The sequence below is a fragment of the Catellatospora tritici genome, from assembly GCF_019083965.1.
Taxonomy (GTDB): domain Bacteria; phylum Actinomycetota; class Actinomycetes; order Mycobacteriales; family Micromonosporaceae; genus Catellatospora; species Catellatospora tritici.
In genome coordinates, this window is record NZ_JAHRCY010000038.1 from 53,187 (window position 1) to 73,612 (window position 20,426).

Annotated in this window: 1 protein-coding gene (only partly in view); it reads right to left on the minus strand. The window is 73.1% G+C overall.

Annotated elements, in window-relative coordinates:
- A protein-coding gene (locus tag KUA19_RS40780; protein ID WP_217405177.1) for a type I polyketide synthase crosses the window boundary here: on the minus strand, positions 1-20,405 show its 5' portion. The gene continues 8,221 nt to the left of window position 1, outside the view; the window shows 20,405 of its 28,626 coding nt (coding positions 1-20,405); the start codon lies at positions 20,403-20,405; the stop codon falls past the left edge of the window.
- Positions 20,406-20,426: the final 21 nt, after the last annotated feature.

Sequence of the window (20,426 nt, forward strand, 5' to 3'; positions counted from 1 at the left end):
AGTTCCGCCGCGACCTTCGCGTAGTCGGCCAGCATCGGTTCCATCAGCACCGAATGGAACGCGTGCGACACCCGCAACCGCGACGTCCGGCGCCCGTCCGCGCCCAGCTGCGCCACGACCTGCTCGACCGCAGACTCCACCCCGGACACGACCACGGCACGCGGGCCGTTGACCGCCGCGATATCGACCCCGTCCACCAGCAGCGCACTGACCTCGGCCTCGGTCGCCTCCACGGCCACCATCACCCCACCCGTGGGCAGGGCCTGCATCAACCGGCCACGCGCCGCCACCAGCCGGGCCGCATCAGCCAACGACCACACCCCGGCCACACACGCCGCCGACAGCTCACCGATCGAATGCCCGGCCAGGAACTGCGGCCGCACACCCCACAACGCCAACAACTCGAACAGCGCCACCTCAACCGCGAACAACCCAGCCTGCGCGTAGACGGTCTGGTGGACCAGGTCCTCGTCCTCACCCCAGATCACATCCCGGATCGAACGATCCAACCAGCGGTCCAGCTCGGCACAGACCTCATCGAACCGGGACGCGAACACGGGGTATGCGTCGTACAGCTCGCGGGCCATGCCCAAGCGCTGCGCACCCTGACCGGTGAACAGGAACGCCGAGACGGCGACGGTGCGAGCCGAGCCGCCGGCGACGCCGACGGCGGCCAGGTCGCCCTCGGCGATGCGGGCCAGCTCGGCGAGCAGGCTGTCGCGGTCGGTGGCGGTCACCACCGCGCGATGCTCGAACACGGCCCGGCTCGTCGCCAGCGACCAGGCGACATCGAGCAGGCGGGTGTCCGGTCGCGCGTCCAGCCGGGCGTGCAGGCGACCGGCCTGGGCCCGCAGGGCCGACGGCGTCTTCGCCGACAGCACCACGGGCAGCACCGTCCCGGCGCTCGGCGCGACGGCGGGCGCCGGGGTACGCTCGGGCGCCTCCTCCAGGATCACGTGCGCGTTGGTGCCGCTCAGACCGAACGAGGAGATGCCCGCCCGGCGAGGCCGCCCGGCGACCGCCCACTCCCGCGCCTCGGTCAGCAGCCGTACGCTGCCCGCCGACCAGTCCACCTGCGCGGACGGCTGCTCGGCGTGCAGGGTCGGCGGCATGACGCCGTGCCGCATCGCCTCGACCATCTTGATCACACCAGCGACACCCGCCGCCGCCTGCGTGTGGCCCAGGTTCGACTTCACCGAACCCAGCCACAACGGCTCGTCTCGGCCCTGGCCATACGTCGCCAGCAGCGCCTGCGCCTCGATCGGGTCACCCAGCCGGGTGCCCGTACCATGCGCCTCCACCACGTCCACATCCGTCGTGGTCAGCCCCGCCGAGGACAGCGCACGCCGGATCACCCGTCGCTGCGACGGCCCATTGGGGGCGGTGATGCCGTTGCTCGCGCCGTCCTGGTTGATCGCGGAGCCCCGGATCACGGCCAGGACCTGGTGGCCGTTGCGGCGGGCGTCGGACAGGCGCTCCAGCACCAGCACGCCCACACCTTCGGACACTCCGGTGCCGTCCGCGTCATCGGAGAACGACTTGCAGCGGCCGTCCGCCGCCAGACCGCGCTGGCTGCTGAAATACACATACATGTCCGGAGTGGACATAACGGTGACACCGCCGGCCAGCGCCAGCGAGCACTCGCCGGACCGCAGCGCCTGACCGGCCCAGTGCAGGGCGACCAGTGACGACGAGCAGGCCGTGTCGACGGTGACCGCCGGACCCTCCAGACCCAGGGTGTACGACACCCGCCCGGTGATCAGGCTGCCGCCGCTGGTGCTGCCCAGATCGCTGCCCATGCCGTAGTCGTGGTTCATGACACCGGCGAAGACACCGGTCGGCGAGCCCTTGAGCGTGCCCGGGTCGATACCCGCCCGCTCCAACGCCTCCCACGACGCCTCCAACAGCAGACGCTGCTGCGGATCCATCGCCAACGCCTCATTCGGCGAGATCCCGAAGAACCCCGGATCGAACTCCGCCGCGTCATACAGGAAACCACCGGTCACGCCGTAGGTCTTGCCGGGTGCGCCCGGGGTCGGGTCGAAGATCCGATCCATATCCCAACCACGGTCGGTCGGGAACGGCGTGATCGCGTCCACGCCGTCGGCGACCAGCCGCCACAACTCCTCCGGCGACGACACCCCACCCGGATAGCGGCAGGCCATACCGACGATCGCGATCGGCTCGTCGACAGCGACCGCGGCCACGACGGGCCCGTCGTCGACCGCCGAACCCAGCAGTTCACCCTCGACGAACTCGGCCACCCGCGAAGCGGACGGGTAGTCGAACACCAGCGTCGCGGGCAGACGCAGACCGGTCAGGGTGTTGAGCTGGTTGCGCAGTTCCACCGCCGACAGCGAATCGAAGCCCAACTCCTGGAACGCACGATCCGCCTCGACCGCGTCCACCGACGCATGCCCGAGCACCGCCGCGACCTTCGCCCGCACCTCAGCCAACACCACCCCACGCCGCTCCGCAGCGGGCAGCGCGGCCAGCCGCGACGCCCAGGCGCCAGCGACGCCCGACGCGGCGGCCGCCCGCCGCAACGACGGACGCACCAACCCACGCAGCAGCGCCGGAACACCGTCGGCGGAGGTACGCAGTGCGGCGGCATCGATGCGCACCCCGACGACGGGACCGTCCGCGGCGAGTGCGGCATCGAACAGGGCGAGCCCGTCCTCGGCCGACAGCGCGGGCACGCCCTGCCGCGCGATGCGGGCAAGGTCGACATCGGTCAGGTACTGCCCGAGCCCTGCCCCGACGTTCCAGAGGCCGTATGCGATCGAGGTCGCCGCCAGGCCGTTGGCCCGGCGGTGTGCGGCCAGCGCGTCCAGGAACACGTTCGCGGCCGCGTAGTTGCCCTGGCCCGCGGCCAGGAGCAGACCGCCCGCCGACGACACCAGCACGAACATCCGCAGGTCCATCCGAGCCGTCAGCTCGTGCAGATGCCACGCCGCGTCGGCCTTCGGCGCGAGCACCGCGTCGAGCCGTTCCGGGGTGAGCGCCCCGATCAAGCCGTTGTCGGCCACACCGGCCGCGTGCACCACACCGCCGAGCCGTACCCCCTTCAGCAGCTTCGCCATCGACGCCCGGTCCGACACGTCACACGCCGACACCTTCACCCACGCACCGAGGCTCTTCAGCTCCTCGACCAGCTCACGGGCGCCCGGCGCGGCGACGCCACGGCGGCTCGTCAGGATCAGCTTGCGCACCCCGTACGCGGACACCAGGTGACGGGCGAACAGGGCACCCAGGCCACCCGTACCGCCGGTCACCAGGATCGGCAGGTCGGGGTCGAGGGCGGGCAGGTCGGCGGCGGGCGTGCGGGCCAGGCGAGGTACGCGCAGCCCGTGGTCGCGCAGTGCCAGCTCCGGTTCGCCGGTGGCCAGCGCCGCGCCGAGCAGCCGGGCCAGGTCACCGCGATCGGCGGCGGCCGCGTCGAGCAGCGTGATCCGGCCCGGGTGCTCCGCCTGCGCGGCCCGCACCAGACCCCACACCGGGGCGACGGACAGGTCCAGGCCGCCGGCGCCGCCGACCGCGCCCGAGGTGAGCACCACCAGGCGCGAGTCCTCGTAGCGACGGTCGGCCAGCCAGGTCTGCAGCGCCGCGAGCACCCGACCGGTCGCCACCCGCATCCCGATCAGGGGATCGGTGGAACCGTCGCAGGTCAGCAGCACCACCGGCGGGACTTCGACGGCAGCGGGGTCCCAGCCCGCGTACACCACCGATTCCGCCGACACCGCCGCGGCCGGAACCCACTCGACCGCCAGCAGCGGCACCGATCCGGCGGTCTGCGCGGCGGCGATCGGACGGCCCACGACCGAGGCGACCCGGGCCACCGGGGCGCCCACGGCGTCGGCCAACGTCATCGCCACCTCGCCACCGGCCGCCCGGACCAGGGCCACGCGCAGGCTCGTCGCGCCCGCCGCGTACACCGACACGCTGTTCCAGGCGAAGGGGAGCATCGTCGGGCCGTCCGCACCGTCACCGGCGACCAGGCCCGCATGCATGGCGGCGTCGAACAGCGCCGGGTGCAGCCCGAACCGGGCCGCGTCGGCGTGCGCCTGCTCCGGCAGCGCCACCTCGGCGAACACGTCCTCGCCCCGGCGCCAAGCGGCGCGCAGGCCCTGGAACACCGGACCGTAGCCGTAACCCTGCTCGCGGAGCAGCTCGTACGCCCCGGACACGTCGATCGGCTCGGCACCCTGCGGCGGCCACTCGGCCAGGCCCGACGGGGCGCGGTCGGCCATGTCGCGCAGCAGCACGCCCTCGGCATGCGTCTGCCAACCGCCGTGCTCGGCCCGCGACAGGATCGCCAGCTGCCGCTCGCCCGACAGGGCCGCGGCTTCGACCACGACACGCACGGGGACGCCGCCGCGCTCGGGCAGCACCAGCGGCGCCTGCAGGGTCAGCTCGGCCAGCTCGTCGCAGTCGACCTGCCGACCGGCGTGCAGTGCCAACTCCACGAACCCGGTACCCGGGAAGACGATGCTACCGCCGATGCGGTGGTCGGCGAGCCACGAGTGGCCGTCGACGGAGAGGCGGCCGGTCAGCACGACCGCGCCGTCCACGTCCGGGGCCGCCACCAGTGCCGCGAGCAGCGGGTGGTCCGCGGACTCCAGGCCCATCGCGGCCGCGTCCTCGGTCGGCCGCTCCAGCATCCAGAACCGTTCGCGCTGGAACGCGTACGTGGGCAGCTCGATCCGGCGGCCGCCCCGCCCGGCCAGTACCGCCTGCCAGTCCACGCCGACCCCGGCGGTGAACACCCGACCGACCCCGGCCAGCAGCGTGCTGTTCTCGTCCTGGTTGCGGCGCATCGTCGCCGCGACGGTCACCTCACCGTCGAGGGACTGCTGGGCCATGGCGGTCAACACCGCGTCCGGACCCACCTCCAGCAGGGTCGTGGCGCCCAGTCCGACCAGCGCCGTCACCGCATCGGCGAACCGCACCGCCGCCCGGACCTGGTCCACCCAGTACTGCGGCTCGGTGACCTGGCCCGCGGTGACGAGGTGACCCGTGACCGTGGAGACCAACGGCATCGACGGCTCGCGGTAGGACAGCTCGGCGGCGACCTTCGCGTAGTCGGCCAGCATCGGTTCCATCAGCAGCGAGTGGAACGCGTGCGACACCCGAAGCCGTGACGTCCGACGACCGTCCGCGCCCAGCTGCGCCACGACCTGCTCGACCGCAGACTCCACCCCGGACACGACCACCGCGCGCGGGCCGTTGACCGCCGCGATATCGACCCCGTCCACCAGCAGCGGCAACACCTCAGCCTCGGTCGCCTCCACGGCGACCATCACCCCACCCGTGGGCAGGGCCTGCATCAACCGGCCACGCGCCGCCACCAGCCTCGCCGCGTCAGCCAACGACCACACCCCGGCCACACACGCCGCCGACAGCTCACCGATCGAATGCCCAGCCAGGAACTGCGGCCGCACACCCCACAACGCCAACAACTCGAACAGCGCCACCTCGACCGCGAACAGGCCAGCCTGCGCATAGACGGTCTGGTTGAGCAGGTCTTCGTCGCCGCCCCAGACGACCTCGCGAATCGGCCGGTCCAGCCAACGGTCCAGTTCGGCACAGACCTCATCGAAACGGGACGCGAACACCGGGTAGGCGTCATACAACTCCCGGCCCATGCCCAGACGCTGCGCACCCTGACCCGTGAACAGGAATGCGGACGTGGGTGCGGTCGTGGCGCGGCCGTGGCCGGTCAGCGTCTCCAGGGCCGTGGACAGATCGGCGGTGGTGGTGCCGACGACGACGGCGCGGTGCTCGAACAACGCGCGGGTGGTCGCCAGCGACCAGGCGACGTCCAGCGGGTTCGGGGTCGGCTCGCCGACCAGTCGGTCGCGCAGGCGCGCGGCCTGGGCATGCAGCGCGGGCAGGGACTTCGCCGACAGCACCCACGGCATCGGCCGGGATTCGGGCGTACGCGCGGAGGCCTCGCTCGGCCTCGGCGCCTCCTCCACGATCAGGTGCGCGTTGGTGCCGCTCAGACCGAACGAGGAGACACCCGCCCGACGGGGCCGCCCGACGGCAGCCCACTCCCGGGCCTCGGTCAGCAGCCGTACATCACCCGAGGTCCAGTCCACCTGCGCGGACGGCTGCTCGGCGTACAGGGTCGGCGGCATGACGCCGTGCCGCATCGCCTCCACCATCTTGATCACACCGGCGACACCGGCCGCCGCCTGCGCGTGCCCGATGTTGGACTTGATCGACCCGAGCCACAGCGGCTCGTCCCGGTCCTGCCCGTACGTCGCCAGCAGCGCCTGCGCCTCGATCGGGTCACCCAGCCGGGTGCCCGTACCATGCGCCTCCACCACGTCCACGTCCCCGGCCCGAAGTCCGGCCGCGGCCAAGGCTCGGCGGATCACGCGTCGCTGCGACGGGCCGTTCGGGGCGGTCATGCCGTTGCTGGCACCGTCCTGGTTGACCGCCGAGCCACGGATCACGGCCAGGATCGGATGACCGTTGCGGCGGGCGTCGGACAAACGCTCCAGCAGCAGCACCCCGACGCCCTCGGAGACGTTGGTGCCGTCGGCGTCGTCGGAGAACGACTTGCAGCGCCCGTCAGCAGCCAGACCACGCTGATTGCTGAAATACACGAACATGTCCGGCCGCGCCATCACCGTCACACCACCGGCCAACGCCAGACTGCACTCCCCCGACCGTAGCGCCTGACCCGCCAAATGCATCGCCACCAGCGACGACGAACACGCCGTATCAACCGTGACCGACGGACCCTCCAAACCCAGGGTGTACGACACCCGCCCCGTGACCAGGCTCCCACCACTGGTCGAACCAGACTCCTCACTCAACCCGTAATCGTGATACATCACCCCGGCGAACACCCCGGTCGGCGAACCCTTCAACGAACCCGGATCAATACCCGCCCGCTCCAACGCCTCCCACGACGCCTCCAACAACAACCGCTGCTGCGGATCCATCGCCAACGCCTCATTCGGCGAGATCCCGAAGAACCCCGGATCAAACTCCGCCGCGTCATACAAGAAACCACCGGTCAGGCCATAGGTCTTACCCGGCATCCCCGGAGTCGGGTCGAAGATCCGGTCGACGTCCCAACCACGATCGGTCGGGAACGGCGTGATCGCATCCACCCCACCCGCGACCAGCCGCCACAGGCCCTCCGGCGAGGACACCCCACCCGGGAAACGGCAAGCCATACCCACGATCGCGATCGGCTCATCGACAGCGACGGCCGCCACGACCGGCGCCTCGTCGACCGCCGAACCCAGCAGCTCACCCTCCACGAACTCCGCCACCCGGGCCGCCGACGGGTAGTCGAAGACCAACGTCGCAGGCAACCGCAGACCGGTCACGGTGTTGAGCTGGTTGCGCAGCTCCACCGCCGACAGCGAATCGAAGCCCAACTCCTGGAACGCCCGATCCGCCTCGACCGCGTCCACCGACGCGTGACCCAGCACCGCCGCGACCTTCGCGCGTACCTCGGCCAGCACCACCCCACGCCGCTCGGCGGCAGGCAGCGCGGCCAGGCGGGACGCCCAGTCACCGGCGACACCCGACGCGGCGGCCGCACGCCGCAACGACGGACGCACCAACCCACGCAGCAGCGCCGGAACATCGTCCGGGCGGGCGGCCAAGGCTCGGGTGTCCACGCGTAGGGCGGCCACCCCGGCCCGCTCGCTGGCCACTGCCGCGTCGAACAGTCCCAGGCCGTCGTCGACCGACAGCGCGGGCAGGCCCTGCCGGGCCATCCGGGCCAGATCCACCTCACTGAGGTACTGGCTCAACCCGGTCCCGACGTTCCAGAGTCCGTATGCGATCGACGTCGCGACCAGGCCACTGGCGCGGCGGTGTGCGGCGAGCGCGTCGAGGAACACGTTGGCGGCGGCGTAGTTGCCCTGACCAGCCGCCAGCAGCAGACCACCCGCCGAGGACACCAACACGAACAACTTCAGGTCCATCCGAGCCGTCAGCTCGTGCAGATACCACGCCGCGTCCGCCTTCGGGCCGAACACCACGTCCAACCGCTCCGCAGTCAGCGCCTCCACCAGGCCGTTGTCCGCGACACCAGCCGCGTGCACGACCCCACCCAGCCGTACCCCCTTCAACAACTTCGCCACCGCGGCGCGATCCGACACGTCACACGCGGCGACCTTCACCGACGCACCAAGGCCCGTCAGCTCATCCACCAGCTCACGAGCACCCGGCGCCGCCAGCCCACGACGGCTGGTCAACACCAGCCTGCGCACCCCGTACGCGGTGACCAGATGACGGGCCAGCAACGCACCCAGACCACCCGTGCCACCCGTCACCAGAATCGGCAGATCGGGATCGAGGGTGACGAGTTCATTCGTGGAAGTCACCGGGGCCAGGCGCGGCACCAGCAACCGGCCGTCGCGCAGGGCCAGCTCCGGCTCGCCGAGCGACGCCACGGTGCCCAGCACTGCGGCGACCTCCGCGTACGAGTCGGCGTCGAGCAGCGTGATCCGGGACGGGTGCTCCGCCTGCGCGGCACGCACCAGACCCCATACCGGGGCGGACATCAGGTTGACCTCGCGGTCGTCCGGCGTGGCGACGGCGCCTCGGGTCAGCACGACCAGATGGGACTCGGCGAACCGGGGCTCGGCCAGCCAGGCCTGCACCTCGCTCAGCACGGCGCCGGTCGCCGCGTGCATCGCGGCAGGGCCGCCAACCACAGCGTCGTCGCAGGCCAGCACGATGACCGGCGCGTTCTCACCCGCCGCGACGAGCGCGGTGACGCTGCCGTGGGCCGATCCGAGCACGGCAGCACCCGATCCGGCGGCCACCCAGCCCTGGGCGGCACCGACCAGGGTCGGCGCGGGCAGCCAGGCGAGGTCGTACAGCGCGCCGCCCTGTCGCCGAGTCGCGGGCATGGCGGCGTCGACGTGCCGCGACACCAGCGAGCGCACCGTGGCCACCGGACTGCCGGTTGCGTCGGCGACGGTAAGCGTGATGCTGTCCGGTCCGGCGGGCGCGTTGCGTACGCGCAGCACGGTCGCGCCGACCGCGTGCAGTTCCACGCCGTTCCAGACGAACGGCAGCACGGTCTGCCCGTCGCGTCGCCCATCGTCGTCGACCAGGCCGCCGTGCATGGCGGCGTCGAACAGCGCCGGGTGCAGCCCGAACCGGGCCGCGTCAGCATGCGCCTGCTCCGGCAGCACCACCTCGGCGAACGTCTCCTCGCCCCGGCGCCACAGCGCCCGCAGGCCCTGGAAGACCGGGCCGTAGCCGTAGCCCTGCGCGCGCAGGGCATCGTACGCGTCGGTCAGGTCCACCGGCTCGGCTCCGGCCGGCGGCCACGAGGTGAGTTCCGCCAGTGCGGAGGTGGACGTGGAGCCGGTGAGCACGCCCTCGGCGTGCAGGGTCCACCCGGTGTCGCCGTCGGCGCGCGAGTGCACCGCCACCGACCGGTCCCCCCGGACGTCTGCGGCGCCCACGGCCACCTGGATCGCGGCTCCCCCGTGCTCTGGCAGCGTCAGCGGCGACTGCATCGCCAGCTCCGCCAGCACCGCGCAGCCGACCTGCTGTCCGGCGCGCAGCGCGAGTTCGACGAAGCCGGTGCCGGGGAACAGGATCGTCTCGCCGATGCGGTGGTCGGCCAGCCACGGCTGGGCGTCGACGGACAGTCGGCCGGTCAGCACCAGCGCGCCCGAGTCGGCCAGCAGCACCGATGCGGCCAGCAGCGGGTGATCGGCGGTGTCCAGCCCGGCGGCGGCCACATCGGCGACCGCCCCGACCGCGTTGACCCAGTACCGTTCCCGCTGGAACGCGTACGTCGGCAGCTCGACCTGACGTCCCCCGCGCCCGGCCAGTACCGCCTGCCAGTCCACGCCGACCCCGGCGGTGAACACCCGACCGACCCCGGCCAGCAACGTGCTGTTCTCGTCCTGGTTGCGGCGCATCGTCGCCGCGACGGTCACCTCACCGTCAAGGGACTGCTGGGCCATCGCGGTCAACACGGCGTCAGGACCGACTTCCAGGAGCACCGACGCGCCCAGACCCACCAGCGTCGTGACCGCGGCGGCGAACCGCACCGCGCCACGAACCTGACCCACCCAGTACTGCGGATCAGTGAGCTCACCAGCGGCGACCAGCTTGCCGGTCACCGTCGACACCAGCGGAATCGACGGCTCGCGGTAGGACAGCTCGGCGGCGACCTTCGCGTAGTCGGCCAGCATCGGCTCCATCAGCAGCGAGTGGAACGCGTGCGACACCCGCAACCGCGACGTCCGACGACCGTCCGCGCCCAGCTTCGCCACGACCTGCTCGACCGCAGACTCCACCCCGGACACGACCACTGCGCGCGGGCCGTTGACCGCCGCGATATCGACCCCGTCCACCAGCAGCGGCAACACCTCAGCCTCGGTCGCCTCGACCGCCACCATCACCCCACCCGTGGGCAGGGCCTGCATCAACCGGCCACGCGCCGCCACCAGCCTCGCCGCGTCGGCCAACGACCACACCCCGGCCACACAGGCGGCCGACAGCTCACCGATCGAATGCCCGGCCAAGTACTGCGGCCTGACACCCCAGAACGCCAGCAACTCGAACAGCGCCACCTCAACCGCGAACAGACCAGCCTGCGCGAACACCGTCTGGTTCACGAGGTCTTCGTCGCCGCCCCAGATCACATCCCGGATCGGACGATCCAACCAGCGGTCCAGCTCGGCACAGACCTCGTCGAAACGCGCCGCGAACACCGGGTAGGCGTCATACAGCTCCCGGGCCATGCCCAGCCGCTGCGCACCCTGACCCGTGAACAGGAACGCCGGGACCGCATCCGAACGGGCCGGGCCCGAGCCGATCGGCGCGCCGGTGGCAGCCTGGGTCAGCGCCGCGAGCAGGCTGGCCCGGTCGGTGGCGGTCAGCACGACGCGGTTCTCCAGCGTCGCGCGTGAGGTGGTCAGCGTGTACGCCACGTCGACCAGGCTCAGCTCAGGCCGCGTGGTCAGGCGCTCGGCCAGTCGCGCCGCCTGGTCGGCCAGCGCCGCCGACCCGCGCGCGGAGAGCACGTACGGCAGGGCGCCGACGGGTTCCGGCTGGGCGGGCTGCGGAGCCGGAACGGCGGGCGCCTCCTCGACGATCAGGTGTGCGTTGGTGCCGCTGATGCCGAACGACGAGATACCGGCCCGGCGGGGGCGGCCGACACGGGTCCATTCGCGAGCCTCGACGAGCAGTTCCACCCGGCCCGCCGTCCAGTCGACGTGCGTCGACGGCTCGTCGACGTGCAGGGTGCGCGGCATGACGCCGTGCCGCATCGCCTCGACCATCTTGATCACACCAGCGACACCGGCCGCCGCCTGCGCGTGACCCATGTTCGACTTGATCGACCCGAGCCACAGCGGCTCGTCCCGGTCCTGCCCGTACGTCGCCAGCACCGCCTGCGCCTCGATCGGGTCACCCAGCGTGGTGCCGGTGCCGTGCGCCTCGACCACGTCCACGTCGGCGGGCCGCAGTCCGGCCGCCGCCAGCGCGCGGCGGATCACCCGGCGCTGCGACGGGCCGTTGGGGGCGGACATGCCGTTGCTGGCACCGTCCTGGTTGACGGCGGAGCCGCGTACCACGGCGAGGATCCGGTGGCCGTTGCGGCGGGCGTCGGACAGCCGCTCCAGCAGCAGCACACCGACGCCTTCGGCCCAGGCGGTGCCGTCGGCCGCCTCGGCGAACGACTTCGCCCGGCCGTCGGCGGCCAGACCACGCTGGCGGCTGAACTCGATGATCATGTCGGGGGTGGCCATCACGGCGACGCCGCCGGCCAGCGCCAGCGAGCACTCACCCGACCGCAGCGCCTGACCGGCCAGATGCATCGCGACCAGCGACGACGAGCAGGCGGTGTCGACCGTGACCGACGGACCTTCCAGGCCCAGGGTGTAGGAGACCCGGCCGGAGACGAGGCTGCCGCCGCTGGTGGTGCCGACCTCGTTGTTCTTGGCGTAGTCGTGGTACATGACCCCGGCGAACACGCCGGTGGCCGAGCCCTTCAGCGAACGCGGGTCGATGCCCGCCCGCTCCAACGCCTCCCACGACGCCTCCAACAGCAACCGCTGCTGCGGATCCATGATCAACGCCTCGTTCGGCGAGATCCCGAAGAACCCCGGATCAAACTCCGCCGCGTCGTAGAGGAAACCGCCGTGACGGGTGTACGTCCGGCCCTCGGTCCCCGGCGTCGGGTCGAAGATCCGATCGGTGTCCCAACCCCGGTCGGCCGGGAACTCACCGATCGCGTCCACCCCGTCGGCGACCAGCCGCCACAACTCCTCCGGCGAGGACACCCCACCCGGATAACGGCAGGCCATACCCACGATCGCGATCGGCTCGTCCACCGCAGTCGCCACGACCACCGGTACGTCGTCGACCGCCGAACCCAGCAGCTCACCCTCGACGAACTCCGCCACCCGCGACGCCGACGGATAATCGAAGATCAGGGTCGCGGGCAGCCGCAGGCCGGTCACGGTGTTGAGCTGGTTGCGCAGCTCCACCGCCGACAGCGAATCGAAGCCCAGTTCCTGGAAGGCCCGATCGGCCTCGACCGCGTCCACCGACGCGTGGCCGAGCACGGCCGCCACCTTCGTACGCACCTCCGCCAGCACGACGGCCCGCCGCTCCGCGACCGGCAGCGCGGCCAGCCGTGCCGCCCACCCGGCAGCGGCGCCACCGGCGGCGGTCAGGGCCCGGCGCAGGCGTGGGCGCACCACGCCGCGCAGCAGCGCGGGCAGCTCGTCGGTACGCGCGGACAGCGTCCCGGTGTCCAGGCGGAGCCCGACCAACAGGGACCGGTCCGACTCGACCGCCGCGTCGAACAGGTCCAAGCCCTGGGCGGGCGGAAGCGCGGGTAGACCCAGCCGCGCCATCCGCTCCTCGGCCTCGGCGAGCACCCCGCCGAGGCCGGTCTCCACGCCCCAGAGCCCGTACGCGATGGAGGTCGCGACCAGGCCGCGAGCCCGGCGGTGCGCGGCGAGCCCGTCGAGGAAGACATTGGCGGCGGCGTAGTTGCCCTGGCCCGCCGCGAGCACCAGGCCGCCCGCCGACGAGATCAGCGCGAACAGGCCGAGTTCCAGGTGCTCGGTCAGTTCGTGCAGGTACCAGGCGGCGTCAGCCTTCGGCCCGAACACCGCGTCGAGCCGGTCCGGGGTCAGCGCCGCGACCAGGCCGTTGTCGGCGACACCGGCCGCGTGCACGACACCGCCCAGACGTACCCCCGAAAGCAGTTCCGCCAGCGCGGCCCGGTCCGCCACGTCGCACGCGGCCACCGTGACCGTCGCGCCCAGTTCGCGCAGCTCGGCCGCGAGTTCGGGCGCGCCGGGCGCGGCCAGGCCGCGACGGCTGGTCAGCAGCAGGTGGCCCACGCCGTGCGCGGTCACCAGGTGCCGGGCCAGCAGCGCGCCGAGACCGCCGGTGCCGCCGGTGACCAGTACCGGCAGCTCGGGGTCGAGGCGCGGCTGAGTCGAGGTGTCGGACGGCGCGACCGGGGTGAGGCGCGGCGCGTGCAGGAAGCCCGCGCGGGCCGCCAGTTCGGGCTCACCGGCGGCGACGGCGCCGCCGAGCACCTCGGGCAGGGCGCCGAGGTCGTCGAGGTCGAGCAGGACGATCCGGCCCGGGTGCTCGGCCTGCGCGGCACGCACCAGACCCCACACCGGCGCGGTGCCCAGGTCGACGTCCGCACCGGCCAGGGCGGCCGCGCCACGGGTCGCCACGACCAGCTGTCCGTCCTGGAACCGCTCGTCGGCGAGCCACCACTGCAGCGTCGTGAGCACCTGCGCGGTCGCGGCACGCATACCGGCGGGCACGTCGGCCGCGCCGGTGGGGCAGCACGCGACCACCACGGCGGGCACGGCGGTGCCGCGCGCCAGGGCCGCGTCCAGTTCGACCACGCCGTCGTACGACGTGAGCCCCGCGACCGCCGCCCCCAGCACGACCCAGTCCGGCTCGGCGGCCACGGCCGCGCCCACCCGCACCCACTCGATCCCGAATAGTGCGCCGTCACGCCCGCGCGCACCGCCCAGACCCTCGGCGGTGACCGGGCGGCCGAGCACCGACCGGGCCGACAGCACCGGCTGGCCCGCCCCGTCGGCGACAGCCAGCGTGAGGCTGCCCTCGCCCACGGCGGCCAGCCGCACCCGCAGCGTGGCCGCGCCGACCGCGTGCAGTGCGACACCGGTCCAGACGAACGGCAGCACGGTCTGCCCGCCGCGGTGCCCGTCGTCGTCGAACAGAGCCGCGTGCATGGCGGCGTCGAGCAGGGCCGGGTGCAGCCCGAACCGGGCCGCGTCGGCGTGCGCCTGCTCCGGCAGCGCGACCTCGGCGAACGTCTCCTCGCCGCGCCGCCAGGCGGCACGCAGCCCCTGGAACACCGGGCCGTAGCCGTAGCCCTGCTCGCGCAGCAGCTCGTACGCGCCGGAGACGTCGACCGGCTCGGCACCCGGCGGCGGCCACGCCGCGAGGTCGGCGAGGGCGGCCAGCGGCGCCCGGTCGGTGTCCAGCACGCCCTCGGCGTGCTGGACCCAGGCACCGCCGTCGGCGGCTCGTGAGAAGATCGACACGGTACGGCGCCCGGACGCGTCGGCGCCGCCCACGGCGACCTGCACCGCGACGCCGCCACGCTCCGGCAGGATCAGCGGGGCCTGCAACGCCAGCTCGGCGAGCACGTCGCAGTCGACCTGGCGACCGGCGCGCAGCGCGAGTTCCACGAACCCGGTGCCGGGGAACAGGATCGTGTCGCCGATGCGGTGGTCGGCCAGCCACGGCTGGGTCTCGGCCGACAGGCGGCCGGTCAGCACCGTGCCGCCGGAGTCCGGCGCCGCGACGACCGCGCCCAGCAGCGGGTGGTCGGCCGCGTCGAGACCAGCCGCGGTGACGCCACCGAACTCGCCGCCGAACCAGGACGAGGCCAGGTACTCCCGAGTGTCCAACCAGAACCGTTCACGCTGGAACGCGTACGTGGGCAGCTCGACCCGCCGTCCGCCCCGCCCGGCCAGCACGGCCTGCCAGTCCACGCCGACCCCGGCGGTGAACACCCGACCGACCCCGGCCAGCAGCGTGCTGTTCTCGTCCTGATTACGGCGCGAGGTGGCGGCCACCGTGACGTCGGTGTCCAGCGACTGCTGGGCCATGGCGGTCAACACCGCGTCCGGACCCACCTCCAGCAGCACCGACGCGCCCAGACCCACCAGCGTCTTGACCGCGGCGGCGAACCGCACCGCACCGCGAACCTGACCCACCCAGTACTGCGGCTCGGTGAGCTGACCTGCCGTCACGAGCTGACCGGTGACCGTGGAGACCAGCGGGATGTGCGGCTCGTTGTAGACGAGTTCCGCCGCGACCCGGCCGTACTCGGCCAGCATCGGTTCCATCAGCACCGAGTGGAACGCGTGCGACACCCGAAGCCGTGACGACCGACGACCCTCGGCCGACAGCTGCGCCACGACCTGCTCGACCGCAGACTCCACCCCCGACACGACCACGGCACGCGGACCGTTGACCGCCGCGATGTCGACCCCGTCCACCAGCAGCGGCAACACCTCAGCCTCGGTCGCCTCGACCGCGACCATGACACCGCCCGTGGGCAGGGCCTGCATCAACCGGCCACGCGCCGCCACCAGCCTCGCCGCGTCAGCCAACGACCACACCCCGGCCACACAGGCGGCCGACAGCTCACCGATCGAATGCCCGGCCAAGTACTGCGGCTTCAGACCCCAGAACGCCAGCAACTCGAACAGCGCCACCTCAACCGCGAACAACCCAGCCTGCGCATAGACGGTCTGATTGACCAGGTCCTCGTCGCCGCCCCAGATCACATCCCGGATCGGACGATCCAACCAGCGGTCCAGCTCGGCACAGACCTCATCGAAACGCGCCGCGAACACCGGGTAGGCGTCGTACAGCTCGCGGGCCATGCCCAAGCGCTGCGCACCCTGACCCGTGAACAGGAACGCGGTCGTGGGCGCGGGTGCGGCGCGGCCCGAGACGACGTCTGGCCGCATGGTGCCGTCGGCCAGCGCGGACAGACCCGTCAGGGCCGTGGCGGGGTCGGCGGCGACGACGACCGCGCGGTGCTCGAACGGCACCCGGTCGGCCGTCAGCGACCAGGCCGCGTCGACGGGCTCCAGGTCCGGGTGGGTGTCGAGGTGAGCGGCGAGCCGGGCCGCCTGCGCGGCGAGGGCCGGGGCGGACTTCGCCGACAGCACCCAAGGCACCGGCGGCGCGGTGGCAGCCGGGGCGGGCCGGGCGGGTTGGGGCGCCGCGTCGACCTCTTCGATGATCACATGTGCGTTGGTGCCGCTCAGACCGAACGAGGAGACACCGGCCCGGCGCGGACGCCCGGGTCGGGCCCACTCGCGCGCCTCCGCGAGCAGCCGTACATTGCCCGCCGCCCAGTCCACCTGCGACGACGGCTGCTCGGCGTGCAGCGTACGCGGCATCACGCCGTGCCGCATCGCCTCCACCATCTTGATCACACCGGCGACACCGGCCGCCGCCTGGGTGTGCCCCATGTTCGACTTGATCGAGCCGAGCCACAGCGGCTCATCCCGGTCCTGCCCGTACGTCGCCAGCAGCGCCTGCGCCTCGATCGGGTCGCCCAGCCGGGTGCCCGTGCCGTGCGCCTCCACCAGGTCCACATCGGATGTCACGAGTCCCGCCGAGGCCAGCGCGCGGCGGATCACCCGGCGCTGCGACGGGCCGTTGGGCGCGGTCAGACCGTTGCTCGCGCCGTCCTGGTTGACGGCCGAGCCCCTGACGATCGCGAGCACCGGGTGGCCGTTGCGGCGCGCGTCGGACAGCCGCTCCAGCAGCAGCATCCCGACGCCCTCGGACCAGGCGGTGCCGTCGGCGGCGTCGGAGAAGGATCGGGCCCGGCCGTCGCCGGACAGGCCGCGCTGGCGGCTGAACTCGACGAAGACCTCCGGAGTGGCCATCACGGCGACGCCGCCGGCCAGCGCCAGCGAGCACTCACCCGACCGCAGCGCCTGACCGGCCAGATGCATCGCGACCAGCGACGACGAGCAGGCGGTGTCGATGGTGACCGACGGGCCCTCCAGCCCGAAGACGTAGGAGACCCGGCCGGAGGCGATCGCACCGGTGCTGCTGTTGGCGGCGTAGTCGTGGTACATGACCCCGGCGAACACGCCGGTGGCCGAGCCCTTCAGCGAACGCGGGTCGATGCCCGCCCGCTCCAACGCCTCCCACGACGCCTCCAACAGCAACCGCTGCTGCGGATCCATGATCAACGCCTCGTTCGGCGAGATCCCGAAGAACCCCGGATCAAACTCCGCCGCGTCGTAGAGGAAACCACCGTGACGGGTGTACGTCCGGCCCTCGGTCCCCGGCGTCGGGTCGAAGATCCGATCGACGTCCCAACCACGGTCGGCCGGGAACTCACCGATCGCGTCCACCCCGTCGGCGACCAGCCGCCACAACTCCTCCGGCGAGGACACCCCACCCGGATAACGGCAGGCCATACCCACGATCGCGATCGGCTCATCCACGGCGGCCCGGACCGGCGTGACCAGGTCGGCGTCGGCCTGACCGACGACTTCGGTGAGCAGGTGCCGGGCCAGCGCGGCCGGGTTCGGGTAGTCGAAGACGAGGCTCGAGGGCAGGCGCAGCCCGGTGGCGGTGTTCAGGGCGTTGCGGAACTCGACCGCCATCAGCGAGTCGAAGCCCATCTCCTGGAACGCACGATCAGCGTCGACGGCGTCGGCGGAGGCGTGGCCGAGGACGGCCGCGGTGTGCGCGCGTACGCGTTCGAGCAGCGCCGCCTCCCACTCCTCCTCGGGCAGTGCCGCCAGCTGACGCCGCAGCCCGTCGGCCTGGGCCGCACCGTCGGCACTGCGGCGGCGTACCGCGGGGACAAGCTCGCGCAGCAGCTCGGGCAACTCGTCGCCGAGGCCGCGCAGGGCGGCCAGGTCCAGGTGGGCCGGGACCACCACGGCCGCGTCCACGGAACGGGCCGCGTCGAACAGGGCCAGGCCCTCGGCGTCGGCGAGTGGCAGCACACCACCCTGCGCCATCCGGGCCCGGTCCACTCCGGCCAGTCGTCCGGTCATGGCGCTCTCGTGCGCCCACAGGCCCCAGGCCAGCGACTGCGCGGGCAGGCCCTGCGCGCGCCGCAGCTGGGCCAGCGCGTCCAGGCACACGTTGGCGGCGGCGTAGTTGCCCTGGCCGGGGGCGCCGAGCGTGCCCGCGACCGAGGAGAACATGACGAACAGGGGGAGCTCGTGCCCGGCGGTCAACTCGTGCAGGTGCAGCGCCGCGTCGACCTTCGCCGCGAGCACCGCGTCCAGGCGCTCCGGCGTGAGGGAGGCGATGACGCCGTCGCCGAGTACGCCCGCCGCGTGCACGACACCGCGCAGCGTCACCCCCGCCAGCAGCCGCTCGACGGCGGCGCGATCGGACAGGTCGCAGGCGGCGAGGTCGACGCGGGCGCCCAACTCGGTGAGTTCGGCGCGCAGTGCGTCGGCGCCCGGAGCCGCCGGGCCGCGCCGGCTGGCCAGGATCAGGTGCTTCACGCCGTACGCGGTGACGAGGTGTCGCGCCAACAGCGCGCCCAGCCCGCCCGTGCCGCCGGTGATCAGCACCGGGCCGTCCCCGATCGGCGCGGCGACCGCCGTGGCGCCCGCGCGGACCAGGCGCGGCACCAGCAGTTCACCGCCGCGCACGACCAGCTCCGACTCGCCGGTGGCCAGCACCGGGCCGACCAGGGCCGCGAGTTCGGCCGTGACGGCTTCGGCCGCACGGTCCTCGGTCAAGGAGTCGAGGTCGAGCTGCACGATCCGGCCCGGCTGCTCCGACTGCGCCGCCCGGACCAGGCCGCGCACCGCCGCCTGGGCGAGGTCGACCTCGCCGGTGCCGGACACGGCCACCGCCGAGCGGGTCACCACCAGCAGGCGGGCCTGCGCCCAGCGGGCCTCGGTCAGCCAGTTCTGCAGCGCGGCGAGCACCCGGTGGGTGGCCGCGTGCACCGAGGCGGCGTCCGCGCCGCCCGGCACCTCCAGCACCACCGCGTCGGGTACACCGCCGTCCACGGTCGGTCCGTCCCAGACCGACCAGGTCAGCGCGGCCGCGCGCGGGGTGGGGACCGGCTGCCAACGCAGCGTGAACAGCGAGTCGTGGTGGGTGGTCCGGGCCGCCGAGACCTGCTCGGCGGAGATCGGGCGCAGCGCCACGGAACCGACCGAGGCGACCGGCTGACCCGTCGGATCGGCCAGGTCGAGCACCAGGCTGCCGCCGGGTGTCGTGGTCAGGCGCACGCGGGCGATGGCCGCGCCGACGGCGTGCAGCGCCACCGCCGACCAGCTGAACGGGACCACCGCCTGGTTGCCGCCGACCCCGGCGAAGACCGCGCCGTGCATGGCGGCGTCGAGCAGGGCCGGGTGCAGCCCGAACCGGGCCGCGTCGGCGTGTGCCTGCTCGGGTAGCGCCACCTCGGCGAAGATCTCGTCGCCGCGACGCCACGCCGCGCGCAGGCCCTGGAACACCGGGCCGTAGGCGAGACCGGCCTCGGTGAAGTCGTCGTACAGGCGGTCGACCGGGATCGGTTCGGCGCCGGTCGGCGGCCACTGGGTCAGCTCGAGGCCTCGGCCGGGCAGGCCGGTGGTGAGCACACCGGTGGCGTGCCTGGTCCAGGGCAGGCCCGCCACGGCGGCGCCCTGGGGGCGGGAGTAGACGCTGACCGTACGCGCTCCGGATGCGTCGGCAGGTCCGACGACGACCTGCACCGATACGGCGCCACGGGCAGGTAGCACCAGCGGGGCGTGCAGGGTCAGCTCGGCCAGGGCGTCTCCGCGCACCTGCTGTCCGGCGCGCAGTGCCAGTTCGACGAAGCCGGTGCCGGGGAACAGGATGGTGTCACCGATGCGGTGGTCGGCCAGCCAGGGCTGGGCGTCGACGGACAGGCGTCCGGTCAGCACGACCCCGTCGGAGTCGGCCAGCAGCACCGCCGCGCCCAGCAGCGGATGGTCGGCGGTGTCCAGCCCGGCGGCGGTCACGTCCGCGACGGCGGCGACCGCGTTGACCCAGAACCGTTCCCGCTGGAAGGCGTAGGTGGGCAGGTCGACTCGGTGGCCCCCGCGCCCGGCCAGTACCGCCTGCCAGTCCACGCCGACCCCGGCGGTGAACACCCGACCGACCCCGGCCAGCAGCGTGGTGCTCTCGTCCTGGTTGCGGCGCATCGTCGCCGCGACGGTCACCTCACCGTCAAGGGACTGCTGGGCCATCGCCGACAGCACCGCGTCCGGACCCACCTCCAGCAGGGTGGTGGCGCCCAGTCCGACCAGCGCCGTCACCACGTCGGCGAACCGCACCGCCGCCCGGACCTGGTCCACCCAGTACTGCGGCTCGGTGACCTGGCCCGCGGTGACGAGGTGACCCGTGACCGTGGAGACCAGCGGCATCGACGGCTCGCGGTAGGACAG